The 14,208-nt window shown below is 32.0% G+C and carries 14 protein-coding genes; 4 read left to right on the top strand and 10 right to left on the bottom strand.

The window, feature by feature from the left end; genetic code table 11:
- The first annotated feature begins 125 nt into the window (after positions 1–125).
- The 4 genes from B0A66_RS02405 (at position 126) to B0A66_RS02390 (ending at position 3,821) form a co-directional block, all read left to right on the top strand.
- Complete coding sequence (locus B0A66_RS02405) at positions 126–599, top strand: hypothetical protein (RefSeq protein ID WP_244283376.1); 474 nt, start codon at positions 126–128, stop codon at positions 597–599.
- A gap of 48 nt (positions 600–647) precedes the next feature.
- Positions 648–1,439 carry a sensor histidine kinase gene (locus B0A66_RS02400; protein WP_089048254.1) on the top strand — a complete coding sequence of 264 codons (792 nt, stop codon included), beginning with the start codon at positions 648–650 and terminating at the stop codon, positions 1,437–1,439.
- Between the two features lie 112 nt (positions 1,440–1,551).
- Entirely contained in the window at positions 1,552–2,217 is a 666-nt protein-coding gene (locus B0A66_RS02395; RefSeq protein WP_089048253.1) for a response regulator transcription factor, read from the top strand.
- Positions 2,218–2,561: 344 nt separating this feature from the next.
- Entirely contained in the window at positions 2,562–3,821 is a 1,260-nt protein-coding gene (locus tag B0A66_RS02390) for an asparagine synthetase B (protein ID WP_089048252.1), read from the top strand.
- Between the two features lies 1 nt (position 3,822).
- Here B0A66_RS02390 and B0A66_RS02385 read toward each other — a convergent pair whose 3' ends face one another.
- From B0A66_RS02385 to thrS, 10 genes are all read right to left on the bottom strand, one after another.
- On the bottom strand, positions 3,823–4,626 hold the full coding sequence (locus B0A66_RS02385) for an endonuclease/exonuclease/phosphatase family protein (protein ID WP_089048251.1): 804 nt from the start codon (positions 4,624–4,626) through the stop codon (positions 3,823–3,825).
- A gap of 418 nt (positions 4,627–5,044) precedes the next feature.
- Entirely contained in the window at positions 5,045–5,713 is a 669-nt protein-coding gene (locus B0A66_RS02375; RefSeq protein WP_089048249.1) for a DUF5932 domain-containing protein, read from the bottom strand.
- Between the two features lie 9 nt (positions 5,714–5,722).
- Positions 5,723–7,387 carry a tetratricopeptide repeat-containing sensor histidine kinase gene (locus B0A66_RS02370; protein WP_165766571.1) on the bottom strand — a complete coding sequence of 555 codons (1,665 nt, stop codon included), beginning with the start codon at positions 7,385–7,387 and terminating at the stop codon, positions 5,723–5,725.
- 110 nt (positions 7,388–7,497) lie between these two features.
- A complete protein-coding gene (locus tag B0A66_RS02365) occupies positions 7,498–9,219 on the bottom strand; it encodes a tetratricopeptide repeat-containing sensor histidine kinase (RefSeq protein WP_089048327.1) in 1,722 nt (573 codons plus the stop codon).
- A 153-nt stretch (positions 9,220–9,372) separates the two neighbouring features.
- A complete protein-coding gene (locus B0A66_RS02360; protein WP_089048247.1) occupies positions 9,373–9,807 on the bottom strand; it encodes a carboxymuconolactone decarboxylase family protein in 435 nt (144 codons plus the stop codon).
- Between the two features lie 79 nt (positions 9,808–9,886).
- Positions 9,887–10,459 carry a Crp/Fnr family transcriptional regulator gene (locus B0A66_RS02355; RefSeq protein WP_089048246.1) on the bottom strand — a complete coding sequence of 191 codons (573 nt, stop codon included), beginning with the start codon at positions 10,457–10,459 and terminating at the stop codon, positions 9,887–9,889.
- Between the two features lie 101 nt (positions 10,460–10,560).
- Positions 10,561–10,905 (bottom strand): 50S ribosomal protein L20, encoded by a 345-nt coding sequence (rplT, locus tag B0A66_RS02350; RefSeq protein ID WP_017498429.1) that lies wholly within the window; start codon positions 10,903–10,905, stop codon positions 10,561–10,563.
- 176 nt (positions 10,906–11,081) lie between these two features.
- Complete coding sequence (gene rpmI / locus B0A66_RS02345; RefSeq protein WP_007810722.1) at positions 11,082–11,279, bottom strand: 50S ribosomal protein L35; 198 nt, start codon at positions 11,277–11,279, stop codon at positions 11,082–11,084.
- Between the two features lie 134 nt (positions 11,280–11,413).
- The gene (gene infC / locus B0A66_RS02340; protein WP_072974136.1) at positions 11,414–11,965 is read right to left on the bottom strand and encodes a translation initiation factor IF-3; all 552 of its coding nucleotides are present in this window, start codon (positions 11,963–11,965) and stop codon (positions 11,414–11,416) included.
- A gap of 22 nt (positions 11,966–11,987) precedes the next feature.
- Complete coding sequence (gene thrS, locus B0A66_RS02335; protein ID WP_089048245.1) at positions 11,988–13,934, bottom strand: threonine--tRNA ligase; 1,947 nt, start codon at positions 13,932–13,934, stop codon at positions 11,988–11,990.
- Between the last annotated feature and the right edge of the window lie 274 nt (positions 13,935–14,208).

The raw sequence follows: 14,208 nt of genomic DNA, 5'->3' as shown, positions 1-14,208 counted from the left end.
TACTCAACATGATTTTATATACATATAGCTTTTTCCAAAAGGAAAAAGCTAATGTATTTTTTATTTGTTACTTAGGATTTCTGATTGTGATACAATTTCTAATGGAAGTGATGTATCAAATTAAGATGAATAATTTATATCTCACCAACGTTTATTTTATTGGACAGATGATATTTCTCGGATTCTTTTTTAATGATATTTTAAATGCAAAAGATCAGAAAGTATTTGTAAAATGTAGTCTGGCTGCAGCTTTATTAGTTTTGTTAGTTCAGTTTTTCTTAGATTCCAGTCAGTTTTTAAAATTTAACCTCTTCGAAATTACACTGACTTCATTAGTAGTAGTAGTTTTTGCGTTATTGCATTTGTACAATATGCTAACCGAATATAGGCAATATTACTACATCACGGTTGGAGTCGTTATTTACTTATTAGCCAGTACCGTTTTATTTTTATTTGGAAATTTAACCAATGGATTAAGTAATGACATTAAGTACCTAACGTGGGCGCTAAATGCTTTTTTATATTTAGTATATCAATTGTTTATTTTATACGAATGGAAGGTAAGCTTCTCGAAGAAAAACTGCATTAAAAAAATATAGGTTAATGTATTCTGATATCAAAAAATTAACGATCAAAAGACAAGTAATATGGCAGCTAATGTAATTCCTGAAAAAGAACTGGTAGCAATAATATTGTATACCTCGCTCTTTTTTATAATTCTGGCAGTCGTATTAATTGTGTTTTTTTACTTTTCCAGAAAAAAAATTATTCAAAAAGAATTAGAGAAAAAAGATTTGATATTGCAGTATCAAAAAGAACAATTATATGCTGTTATTATCACCCAGGAAGAAGAGCGCAAACGCATTGCACAAGATTTGCATGATGATATTAGTTCAAAACTAAATATCGTTTCGCTCAATAGTCATATACTTTCGTCTCCCGGCTTAACCGAAGCAGAAGTAAAAGAGATAACAGAGAATATTATTAGTCTTACTGCTAAAGCTTTAGAGAATTCCAGAAAGATTGCGCACAATTTATTACCTCCTGTTTTCGAAAAGTTTGGACTTCATGCGGGAATACAGGAATTGTGTGAGGAATTTGAAAGCAGCAAAACAGTTCAGGTTCATTATAAAAATGAAATAAATTTTGAAGAAAAAGATTTAGACAGGCATTTGCACGTTTTTAGAATTCTTCAGGAATTAATGAATAATTCATTACGTCACGGAAAAGCCGGCGAAATCTGGATTAATTTTAAAATAGAAGACGAAATAAAAACCTGTAACTACAAAGATAACGGAATTGGTTTTGACGAGACAAATGCTGAAAATCAAAAAGGTTTGGGAATGAAAAATATTGATAGCCGTATATCATTTTTAGACGGAACAATTGAAATAAATTCTCAAATAAATAAAGGTATTTCAGTAACATTTACCTTTTAAAACACCGTTTATCTCTTTATCATAAATTTTACGGATAAAACAATGTACTTTTCTTATTTTTTCAAGCATATTTTGTACATTCGGCTCATCCAAACCAAATACATAAATAGAAATGAGTAGCGTTATTAAAATAGCTTTAGTCGATGACGAAGTTTTATTTCGGAAAGGAATTTCTTTTTTATTGCAAAGAGAGGAAAATATCGAAATTATTTTTGAAGCCTCAAATGGAGAAGAGCTTATTTCAAATTTAAAAAACAATGACCTAAAACCGGACATCATTGTAATGGATTTAAAAATGCCTGTCTTAAATGGTGTTGAGGCCACAAAAATCATTCGGAAATCTTATCCTGACATAAAAATCATTGCCTTAACAAGTTATGATACAAAGTCATTTATAGCCAATATGATTCAAGTAGGTGCAGTAGCATATTTAATAAAGAATACGACACCTAAAGATTTGATTCATACTATCAATGAAGTATCCCGAAAAGGATTTTATTATGATTATACTGTTTTAAAAACAATTCAGGATACTATTATTTCTTCTAAAACTAATAAAGGTAATTTAGAAACAGGGTTTCTTTCACCTCGGGAAATAGAGATTCTTCAACTTATTTGCCAGCAAAAAACAACAACTGAAATAGCTGACCAGCTTTTTTTAAGTCCTAGAACTGTAGAAGGTCATCGAAATAATTTGTTATTAAAAACGGAATCCAGAAATATTGCCGGATTGGTAGTTTATGCTATTCAAAATGAAATAGCTATTTTAACAACTTAATTTAATAGCTGGCTAAAAATTGAATTGATAAAACATAATACACTATTATAGTAAAAACTAATAAACAAATTCCTGCTTTTTGTAATATATTTAATCCCTCTGATTGCTTTTTTCTGTCATTAAATTTCATGGTTAAATTTTTCATTGATTTATTTAATTGGTTACATTAAGTTACAAAACTAGTCAAAAGTAGCTTTTCTTTTACAGGTATATTTACGTGATTTTGTGTAAATGTTCTATAATTCCTTCTATTTGAGTTCTTTTGTGGTATTTAAAACAGTCCCATTTGTAATTATCTTTATTTTTAATTTTTCCTTTATTATCTTTACTAAAATAATTTTCTGATGCATAAAAGTTTAGCTTGTATATTTATATTCTTCTTGTCATTAACTGCTAAGGCTTCATTTCTCTTACTTCCGATGGATGAAACAACGCAGCAAAATCACCTTAAAGCATACGGAATTACATTTTGGTGCTTAAGTAAAGATTATAAAGCAAGTTGGTTGCTTAATTATCGTGGAGGTTCATTCTTATTACCGGATGCAGAAGAAATTCGTAGAGAATGTAAAATTCGTGGTGTAAGTTTTGAAGTTCTTTCAGATGCAGAAGAAGCTTCTATTCTAAGTGATATTTCAAGTCCTTCCCAAAATATGGAATCTGTAATTCTTGAAAAGGCTCCAAAAATTGCTGTTTATACTCCAAAAGGAAAACAACCTTGGGATGATGCAGTAACTTTAGTTTTAACCTATGCCGAAATTCCTTTTACGCCTATTTATGATGAAGAAGTTTTAAGCGATCAGTTACTTCTTTATGATTGGCTGCATTTGCATCATGAGGATTTTACAGGACAATATGGTAAATTTTATGCTGCCTATAAAAATACACCGTGGTATATTGATCAAAAAAGAGATGCCGAAGCTTTGGCTGCTAAATTAGGTTACTCAAAAGTTTCTCAGGAAAAAGGAGCAGTAGCAAAAAAAATTAGAGATTTTGTTATTGGTGGTGGTTTTATGTTTGCCATGTGCTCGGCAACAGATAGTTTTGATATAGCGCTGGCAGCCGATGGCGTAGATATTTGTGAAGCTATGTTCGATGGTGACGCTAGTGAACCGAACTATCAATCAAAATTGAATTACGGAAATTCCTTTGCTTTCAAAAACTTTTCACTAGAAAGACGACCGGAACAATATGAATTCTCCGATATTGATATGACCTTAAAACGCAGAATCCCAATGGAAAAAGATTATTTTTCATTAATGGAATTTTCTGCAAAGTGGGATCCAATTCCAAGCATGCTATGTCAAAACCATACCCAGTTGGTAAAAGGGTTTATGGGGCAAACGACATCATTTGATACCAATTTAATAAAATCAAATGTTCTGATAATGGGAACATGCGAACTAAACGGAGAATCGCGATACATTCACGGAGAAAAAGGAAAAGGTATGTTTACTTTTTTTGGGGGTCATGATCCGGAAGATTTTCAGCATCAGGTTGGAGATCCGCCAACAGTTTTAGATTTGCATGCGAATTCTCCGGGTTACCGATTAATTCTTAATAACGTTTTATTTCCTGCTGCCAGAAAGAAAAAGCTAAAAACGTAGTCTAGTTTATCGAAAACTCAAACCAAATTGGCACATGATCCGTAATTTTTCTAGCTTCTAACAAAGAATCAAATTTGGTGTAAAACGGAATAATTCCAGAAGCAACATGTTTTATGTGTGTTGTTTTGTAGAAAATATTATCAAATTCAGATGCCAGACAAGTGTCGCCTTGACATTTACGCTTTAATGTAGTTTTTTGATTCGTTAAAATAGGAGTGTATCCCATTTTTTTTAGAGGATTAAAAACGGTATGTGATTGTGGACAATTAAAATCTCCAATGAAAATTAAATCTAGCGTTGGGTATTCAGCAGGTAATAACTTAAAGTGCTTAATTTCAGTTTCTGGCTGTCTGCTTTTAGTAATTGCATGAAAGTTGACTAAGGTTATCGTTTTCTTATCGATTTCAAAAGTGGCAAAATAGGGCTCTCTGTCAATCTCTAAATGGTATTTTTTTTCAAGCCAGCAATTTCCTTTTAATTTTGCTTTACTGGTTTTCCAGATAAAAGCATATCTTTCTTTTTTATAACTAGTTCCGCTTGTAGGATCACTAACGCGGTAATCCCATTTTGAACCTTTTTCGTTTAATATAGCTGCAAGTTTAGCAACAGCCTGCGAACCGCCATAACCAGCTACAACCTCTTGTATCGCAATTATATCATAATCACGAACAGTATTTGCTGTAAAAATAAGTTGAGATTCCGTCTTTGATTTTCCAAAGTTTTCTAAATTCCAGGATAGCACTTTAACCTGAGAATATAAATTAACGGTAATAAGTAGAATAAAAAGACTAAGGAGGTTTTTCATGCAATATTTAAAGTATCAAATATAAGCATTTCCAAATTCGGCCAATACGTCTTAAAACCAAGTTTTTTTAAAAGGAGGAATACTTAATGTTTTTTGTATCTGTTTTTTAGAGCAGTACTTATAATTATAATTTGAAGTACAAGAAGAGCGGGAATAAAGATCATCTTCCAATCAATTTCTAACCATCCTGTTTTTTCAGAAATAAGAGCAAAACTAAGAGATAGAAAAAGACACAATAGCATGGTTTTCATAATGATTTTATTTTTTGTGGTATTAATTTTCGTGAACAATTGCCGGTATTCGGCTTCTTCGGGGTCTAGATTTTGTTTTGGTTCCATAGGTTAGGTTAGTAGATTTAGAACAAAACTAGAATTATAAATTAGTATTTCCTTACGGAAAACCGTAAAGCGCACAAAAATTAAATCAGACCAAAATCTTTTGCAATAGCAATTAAATGAACATTGTTATTTGCCTTGAAGTATATTTTTAATTTATTGATTCTTTTTTCGATACTGCTCGTGCCGTTAGGAGTGATCGATTTAGCCTTAAACTCATTCGATATTTGATCTAAAGTATAGCCTTGAGCCAATAATTTTAAAATAGAAATGTCATACGATTCTATTTCTAAAAGCTTTTTATCATTAAAATTGAAGGACAAGTCAGAAGACAAAATTTTTTCTTCATTACGATACGCCTTTTCAATTGCTTTTTTCAATTCATTAATGCTGTTTCTTCCTTTAGATACATAGGCATTTATTCCAAAATCATTAAAAAGAGTTTTAATACGGTACGATTTGTCTTCAATAGAAAAAACAATCTTTTTTATTTCAGGATCAATTTTATTAACCGCTTCTATAAGTTCTTCCCCATTAGAAAGTTTAACCGTTCGACTGTCTGATTTAAATGATAGATCAGTAATTAATAAATCATAAGGATCATCTTCTTTTAACGCTTTTTTTATTTTAAGCAATGCGTCATCACAATATTTAACGTGATCTATTACAGCTATTTTTAAATCTTCAAGCGCTTGAATTATCGCAATACTTATGGTATCTAAATCTTCGGCAACTAAAACTTTTTTAAACATGAGTCTATTTTATAAAGGAAAACTAAAACTTACTTTAAGTCCGCTTTGGGAATTAGGGCCAAAAATAAGAGTTCCATTTATAGTTTTTATACGGCTTTCCACATTTTGAAGTTCATTTTTTAAAAATAAATTCTCGTTGCCGCTTTCAGTATCGTTGTCTATGTAATTTATAATAACATATTTGTCTACTATTTTAAACGTTAGGCTTATTAATGTCGGATTGCTGTGTTTTTTTACATTGACAAAAAACTCTTGCAGAACCCTGTACAGAACTATTTTTTTATTTTTTTCTAATTTACTCCACAAAATACCATCAAAACCATGAATAAGAATATTTTGATCCTCAGTTTTAAACTCTGAAATCATCTCTTTCAATGTCATTTCGTAATTACCGTCCGTAGTTATAATGCTATTTTCTTTCGAAATTCTTCTCGTATGCGAGTATATTGTTTCCAGACTATTTAAAAATTGCTCTTTATTCGCCTCGTTGTCGAGATCATTGTGTTCGGCAAACAAGATAGTATGATGAACTTCATTAGCAAGTTCATCATGTAATTTTTTAGAAATACGGGATTCACTTGTAAAGATGGCCTCATTTTTATTTTTTCTGCCAATAGAAGTTAATTTGAAAATAAGAATCAAAAGGACATTTAGTGTAAAACCAATTATTACATACAGAATAATATTTCTCTTCTTTTGCCTCTCTAATTCAAGTTCATCTTCTGCTTTATCGGCTTTAAGTTGTAAGTTTTCGTCTTTGTCAATTTTCGAATCATATTTTATATTGATAGACTGATCCTTAATTTTTTGTTGAGTAGCAATGGAACTGTCAATAAGCCTAATGTAATTTTTAGAATACGTTTTTAGATTTTTATCATCAGTATGTCTAATAAGCATTGATAGCGCTCGAATCTCATCTTTGGCATTTTTTGTTTTTAAAGTATGAGCATAAGCACTTTTAGCATATTGGGTTGCTAGTTTAGGATTGCTTTTTTCGTAATATTTAATCAGATGAATATAATTAATTACTAATCCATCTTGAGTCGGTTCATTTAATCTAATTTTTAAAGCTTCATTCATGTAATGCAACGCAAGCTTATATTCTTTCTGTTTAAAATAGCAAAAGCCTAAATTATCTATTACAAAGGCATAGTTTACGGTATCTATATCCTCATATTGTGATACAGGTTTTTGTGCAAGCAAAGGATGAAGCAATGCTATAGCCTCTTCATATTTACCTTGATTCATATAGCTGGCAGCAAGATTGTTAGTCGCTAAATATCTTCTCCATGCACTCGAGTTTAATGCCAGGCATTTTTTGAAATAGATAATCGCAGTGTTATCATCGTAATTATTGGCGTGATTAATTGCTATGATGTTGTACACAATCCAAGTGTATCGCGGATTTTTTATGTATTTTAAATAAGGTATTGCCTGATTAGCGTGATCCTCACTGTCAATAAAATTCCCGTGATTCATTTGTATTTCAGCAATACACGAAAGAATATAAACGTAATCGATCGTATTAACTTTTGGATCACAGAGTTTTTTGGCTTTATTAAAAAAATAGATAGCGCTGTCTTTTCTGTTTGTATCCATGTAGATATCCGCACTATCGCTAAGCCTTTTAATTTCCTGACTGTTATTTATCTTTTTAAGTTTAATAGTAGTCACATTAAAGTAGGAATATAAAAGAATGAAACATCCCGTTAACAGAAAACATAAAAACACAATGAGATACCTTAAAAAGCTTTTACTTTTTAAATATTGAAAAAACTTTGTCATTAGGATATCGGAAATTTAATAAATATTTGAAAACCTTGATCTGGCGCAGTAGCAATGTCGATAGTCCCTTTGATGGCTAAAAGTCTGTTTTCGACATTATGTAAACCATTTTTAAAAGTTATAGTGTTGACATCAGTACCTTTTCCATTATCAGAATAATTTATCATGATACTCTTTTCTGTTTTTTCAAAAACAATAGTGACCAGCGTTGCGTTACTGTGCTTTTTCATGTTGACAAGGAGTTCCTGTAATACCCTGTACACTGTCGTTTTTTTTATTTTTTCAAATTGATTCCAATTTATAGAAGCTGCAGCAGTCGTTATAATTGAAATTTTTGGAGTAGAAAACCCCTCAATCATTTCTTCTAGATGGAAAATAAAATTTTCATCAGTAATAAGTGGACTGTTTTCTTTAGAAATATCTCTAGTTCTGGAATAAATATCATCTAAATTCTGTAGTAATTGCTCTTTGTTTTCAACTATAGAAAGATTTTTATGCTCCGCAAAAGCCATAGTGTGGTAAATATCATTAGCAAGTTCATCGTGAAGCTTCTTAGAAATACGAGTTTCACTAAAATAAGTAGCTTCTATTTTTACCTTTTTACCTTTAGAAGTAAGATAAAAGTACAGAGTCAGAATCAAACTCAAGCTTAGGACGATAACAACATAAGATATAATATTTATGGTTTTTTGTTTTTCAATCTGCAGTTCGTTTCTTGCTTTATACGTTTTAAGAATTAAATTCTCGTTCTTTTCTTTTTTAGAATCATATTTAATTTTAGCCAGTTTGTTCTTTGATCTGTTTCTTATCTCAGAAATTCGTTCAACTGTTTCGACATATTGTATCGAGTGTTTTTTTAGATCAGAGCCATTACTATTGTCGATTAATAATTTTAAAGCGTCCATGCTATTAATCAAACTTTTGGTATTTATGAAATTTTGATTACTAAGAAGCATGTATTTTTTGGCTAAAGCTTGGTCGTTTTTCAAATAATATAGTGCCAGGTTGTAGTAAGTAAAGCCAAGTCCCAAATTGTCATTAATTTCAGATCTTATTTTTAGCGCTTTCTTTAAATAAGAAATAGCCTCCGGATCTTTAATTTGAAAATAACAAAAGCCCAGATCATTTAGAACTTGAGCATAATCCTTAGGATTTGTACTAACATCATTATTTTCTAAGTAATGCTCAAAAATCCCTATAGCTTCAAAATGTTTTCCTTCTTTCATGTAAACAAATCCAATGTTCTTTTTGATGAATTCTTTTTTGGATTCGGAAGTTTTAAGTGTAAGTGCTTTATTAAAATAAGTCAGAGCAGTGGTATAATCAGCTGTTTTTACATAGCCATTTCCTAATAGGTTATATGTATTCCAACTTATATTAGGATTTTTTATATGTTTTAAATAAGGTAACGCTTCCGTCAGCGTAGATTTACTGCCTATGTAATCTTCGTGAGTTTGTTGAATATTAGCCATCCTGTTTAGTGCCTTAACACTAATGTCGGCATCTTGAACGGGATTGCATAAAAGGTGTATTTTATTGTAATAATAAAAAGAAGTATCAAGCTTTTTATTATCATAAAATCGATCTGCAATAACAAGCAGTTTTTCAATTTGTAGTTTTTTGTTTTCTTGTAGATCCGTGTTCTTTTCCTTTTTTTGGCAAGAGATAACAATTATAAATACAAAAAGGAGATATAAAAACGATAGTTTTTTTTGTGGCATCATGTATCAAAAATAGAAAATTTTCTCATTTATGAAAACAATCTGAACACTTATTTAAGATCTTTCAGTGCAGGCTTTTGTATATTTCTGATTACATTATAAATACAAATGCCCTCAATAGTTGAGGGCATTTATACAGAATTTTTCAGAAAATTATACAGCTCTCATGCCAGTTGCAATAGCAAGTCTGTTCCATGAGTTAATAGTAATAATAACAAGGATAATTTCAGCTAGTAATTTTTCATTAAATAAATTGGCAGCATTTTGATATACTTCATCAGAAACATGATTACTAATCATTGTCATTTCTTCCGTCAAAGCCAATATAGCTTTTTCCTCTTCAGTATATACATCAGCTTCACGCCAGGCATTCAATAAATAAATACGTTTTTCAGTTTCACCATATTTGCGAGCATCTACAGTATGCATGTTAATGCAAAATGCACAGCCGTTTATTTGCGATGCACGGATCTTTATCAGTTCTTTTTGAATTGGAGTTAAGGAAGTAGTAGCAATATACTTTTCTAAATTCATTAAAGCTTCATAAGCTTGTGGAGCAACATTTGGGATAACGATTCTTGGTTTCATTTTGTTTACATTTTAAAGTTTGATACAAAGTTCCTGTATCTCTTCTTTAAAAAACTTGAAGTACTTCAAGAAATAAACCTTATACTTTACCTGATCTGATTTTACTCATAAATTCTGCTGAAAAATCCAGATAGGAAGCAATCATATATTGAGGAACACGCTGTACAAATTCCGGATGCAGCGTATTAAAATGATGATATCGTTCTTCTGCCGACATTGTAAAAAGAAACTTAATGCGCATTTGCCCCGCACCAAAAGACTTCTGAGCGACAATCCTAAAATAACGCTCTAGTTTAGGAATCTGAAGTAATAGCAATTCCATACTTGATTTTTCAATTACGATAACTTCAGAATTCTCTACCGCCTGAATATAAAAGTGTGATGGAATAAGATTGTGATAACTCAAATAATCTGTCATCCACCAGTTTTCAATAGCAAATTGAAGCGTTTGCTCAGATCCTTTTGTGTTTATGATATATTGGCGCAAACATCCTTTTACAACAAAATACATGTCGTTACAAATCTGACCTTCCTGAAGAACAAGTTCTTTCTTCTTCAATTTTGATACACGCAATGCGCTGTCCAAAATCTCAATTTCAGCAGGTTCCAAGGTTACGAATTTCTGGATATGTTCAATAAGGATTAAATGCATTTGCTAAAGGTATGGAATTTCAGTTATAGCCAAAATAAAACCCAGTCGTAAGACTGGGTTTTTATGATAAGTAAGTAATATAAATTGAGTTTATAAAACGTTTATTTTACTTTATTAAGTATTGCTTTGAAAGCTTCAGGGTGGTTCATAGCTAAATCTGCAAGAACTTTACGGTTCAATTCGATTCCGTTAGCTTTAACTTTCCCCATGAATTGAGAATAAGACATTCCTTCTAATCTAGCTCCAGCGTTGATACGTTGAATCCATAAAGCACGGAAATTTCTTTTATTCTGTTTTCTGTCACGGTAAGCGTAGCTCATCGCTTTCTCTACCGCATTCTTAGCAACTGTCCAAACGTTTTTACGTCTACCAAAGAAACCTTTGGCTTGCTTCATTATTTTTTTTCTTCTTGCTCTTTTAGCAACTGAATTTACCGATCTTGGCATAATTTTAATGTGTTTTTGTAGCAGGCGTCCTGAATTAAATCAAAGGAACTTAAAAGCCGTACTCCAAGGTTATATAAATAATTTTTAACCTAAAGAAAATCTTTAGTCAAAGTATTCAAGTCAAATGTCAAAGATTAAACTTTGCAACAATACGACTTTACAGCTTTAGACTTTTATTAGATAATTCTTAATTGTTGTTTAATGCTTTTCATATCTGTAGAGTGAACTAGCGCTGAGTGAGTCAAAGCTAATTTACGTTTTTTAGATTTTTTAGTCAAGATGTGACTTTTAAAAGCATGCTTTCTTTTAATCTTTCCAGAACCAGTAACTTTGAAACGTTTCTTGGCGCTAGATTTTGTTTTCATTTTAGGCATTTTTCCTAGTGTTTTAATTTATTCTTACTTACTTATATCTTCAAAAGCTTTAGGCTTTAGGCACTAAGCTTTACGCAAAAGTTTAAATCAACCGTTTGCATAAAGCTTATTGCTTATTGCTTAGAGCAAATAATCTATTTTTTCTTTTTCGGAGCAATGAACATAATCATTCTCTTTCCTTCCAAAACAGGCATCGCTTCCACTTTACCATGCTCTTCTAAATCAGTTGCCAAACGTAGTAACAAAATTTGTCCTTGATCTTTATAGATGATAGAACGACCTTTAAAGAAAACAAATGCTTTTAATTTAGCACCTTCTTTTAGGAACTTCTCAGCATTCTTTCTTTTAAATTCGTAATCATGCTCATCTGTCTGAGGACCAAATCTAATTTCTTTTACTACAACTTGAGTTGACTTAGCCTTTAATACTTTGTCACGTTTCTTTTGCTCGTAAACAAATTTCTTGTAATCCATTATTTTACAAACCGGCGGCTCAGCATTTGGGGAAATTTCAACCAAATCCAATTCAAACTGATCTGCTAAGCGTAAAGCCTCTGCAAGCTTAAAAACACCAGGTTCGATGTTTTCGCCTACTAGTCTTACTTCCTGTACACCACGAATATTGTTATTTATTCTGTGTGCATCCTTTTTTTCTACGCGAGGTTGGTAACCTCTGTTGCTTCTTATTGCTATGACTTTCTAATTTAAGTTAAACTGTAAAAACTTTTAATGTCTTGTTTATTTCTTCGTTTACAATTGCGACAAATTCATCAATTGTAACTGTAATATTCCCTTTTCCTTCTTGTCCATGACGACGGATCGAGATCGTTCCGTTTTTCTCCTCTTCCTCACCAACAATAAGCATAAAAGGTAGTTTTTGCATCTCTGCATCTCTAATTTTCTTACCTATTGTTTCATTTCGGTTGTCAATTAGTGCGCGAATTTCGTGATTTTCTAGCAAATCTAAAACTTTTTTGGCATATATTTCGTATTTCTCGCTCAAAGACAAGATTATAGCCTGCTCCGGCATAAGCCAAAGTGGGAAATTTCCTGCTGTATGCTCTAGTAAAATAGCGATGAAACGTTCCATAGATCCAAAAGGAGCTCTGTGAATCATAACAGGTCGATGTAATTCATTATCAGCACCTTTGTAAGTCAATTCAAAACGCTCAGGTAAGTTATAATCAACCTGAATAGTTCCTAATTGCCATTGTCTTCCCAAAGCATCTTTCACCATAAAATCAAGCTTAGGGCCATAAAAAGCAGCTTCACCATATTCAACGACAGTGTTAAGTCCTTTGTCAGCAGCAGCGTTGATAATAGCATTTTCAGCTTTTCCCCAATTCTCATCAGAACCAATATATTTCTCTCTGTTCTCCTGATCTCTCAATGAAATCTGAGCAGTGAAATTTTCAAAACCTAACGAACCAAATACGTAAAGTACCAAGTCAATTACTTTTTTGAATTCTTCATCTAGTTGCTCCGGAGTACAAAAAATATGAGCATCATCCTGAGTAAACCCTCTTACACGAGTCAAACCATGCAATTCACCAGACTGCTCGTATCTGTAAACAGTACCAAATTCAGCGTAACGCTTAGGTAAATCTTTATAAGACCAAGGTCTTACGTTATAAATTTCACAGTGATGCGGGCAGTTCATAGGCTTCAATAAAAACTCTTCACCTTCAGCAGGAGTATTTATAGGTTGAAAACTATCAGCACCATATTTAGCATAATGACCAGAAGTAACATAAAGCTCTTTTTGACCAATATGTGGCGTAACAACCTGTTCGTATCCAGCTTTCTTTTGTGCTTTCTTCAAGAATTGCTCCAAACGATCTCTAAGCGCAGCACCTTTAGGCAACCACAATGGTAAACCTTGTCCCACTTTTTGAGAAAAAGCAAATAATTCAAGTTCCTTGCCTAATTTACGGTGGTCACGGCGTTTAGCCTCTTCAAGAAGTTCAAGATATTCAGTCAGGTCTTTTTGTTTAGGGAAAGAAGTTCCATAAACACGAGTAAGCTGTTTGTTTTTCTCATCACCTCTCCAGTAAGCACCAGCAACGCTCATGATTTTCATCGCCTTGATAATACCAGTGTTTGGAATATGTCCACCTCTACATAAATCAGTAAAAGTAGCATGATCACAAAAAGTAATAGTTCCGTCTTCAAGATTAGAGATTAACTCAGTCTTGTAAACGTTGTCCTTGTACATTTCTAAAGCCTCAGCTTTACTAACTGGACGCATTTTAAACTCATGTTTCTCTCTCGAAATTTCAAGAACACGATCTTCAATCTTTTTAAAATCGGCATCAGTAATTTTCTGATCTTCAAAATCTACATCATAATAAAACCCATTCGAAATTGCAGGTCCAAGAGTTAACTTAATCCCTGGAAACAATTCCTCAAGAGCTTGTGCCATTACGTGCGAAGTCGAATGCCAGAAAGCCTTTTTACCTTCAGCATCATTCCATGTATATAATATAAGACTACCGTCGGTCGTCAAAGGAGTTTCGGTTTCTATTGTTGTACCATTAAAAGATGCAGAAATAACATTTCTGGCAAATCCTTCACTAATGCTTTTAGCAACCTCCATCGGAGTTACGCTCGAAGCAAACTCTCTAATCGACCCATCGGGTAAAGTAATCTTAATCATTGTTTATAATTTTGTGAGTGCAAATATAACGCATTACAAAAACACTTACAATACATATATAGATGTTTATACTATAATATATAGGACTAATATTTGTCATTAAATTTATTAGCTCGTTTTACTGCTATATATAAGGAGTGAAGTATTCATGACCTATAAGTTTTTAAAGCTTCTAGGTCCAAAGAAGCTTAGCGTATCAAGTAATATATAAATAGCAACAACCTGCAAAGTTTTGAAAACCTTGTAGGTTTAAATAAGTGTAGTGTATCAAGTA

The organism is Flavobacterium hercynium, from assembly GCF_002217285.1.
In the GTDB taxonomy this organism is placed as follows: Bacteria; Bacteroidota; Bacteroidia; order Flavobacteriales; family Flavobacteriaceae; genus Flavobacterium; species Flavobacterium hercynium.
The sequence above is the reverse complement of the archived record's forward strand: the minus strand, read 5'-3'. Positions and strand labels throughout refer to the sequence as shown.

Bases quoted from the DNA above. Each gene is read 5' to 3' on its own strand.
- B0A66_RS02355 (WP_089048246.1), bottom strand. From the start codon at position 10,459: ATGCATTTAATCCTTATTGAACATATCCAGAAATTCGTAACCTTGGAA.
- rpmI (WP_007810722.1), bottom strand. From the start codon at position 11,279: ATGCCTAAAATGAAAACAAAATCTAGCGCCAAGAAACGTTTCAAAGTT.
- B0A66_RS02375 (WP_089048249.1), bottom strand. From the start codon at position 5,713: ATGTTTAAAAAAGTTTTAGTTGCCGAAGATTTAGATACCATAAGTATT.
- rplT (WP_017498429.1), bottom strand. From the start codon at position 10,905: ATGCCAAGATCGGTAAATTCAGTTGCTAAAAGAGCAAGAAGAAAAAAA.
- B0A66_RS02360 (WP_089048247.1), bottom strand. From the start codon at position 9,807: ATGAAACCAAGAATCGTTATCCCAAATGTTGCTCCACAAGCTTATGAA.
- thrS (WP_089048245.1), bottom strand. From the start codon at position 13,934: ATGATTAAGATTACTTTACCCGATGGGTCGATTAGAGAGTTTGCTTCG.
- B0A66_RS02390 (WP_089048252.1), top strand. From the start codon at position 2,562: ATGCATAAAAGTTTAGCTTGTATATTTATATTCTTCTTGTCATTAACT.
- B0A66_RS02400 (WP_089048254.1), top strand. From the start codon at position 648: ATGGCAGCTAATGTAATTCCTGAAAAAGAACTGGTAGCAATAATATTG.
- B0A66_RS02385 (WP_089048251.1), bottom strand. From the start codon at position 4,626: ATGAAAAACCTCCTTAGTCTTTTTATTCTACTTATTACCGTTAATTTA.
- B0A66_RS02395 (WP_089048253.1), top strand. From the start codon at position 1,552: ATGAGTAGCGTTATTAAAATAGCTTTAGTCGATGACGAAGTTTTATTT.
- B0A66_RS02405 (WP_244283376.1), top strand. From the start codon at position 126: ATGAATAATTTATATCTCACCAACGTTTATTTTATTGGACAGATGATA.
- B0A66_RS02365 (WP_089048327.1), bottom strand. From the start codon at position 9,219: ATGCCACAAAAAAAACTATCGTTTTTATATCTCCTTTTTGTATTTATA.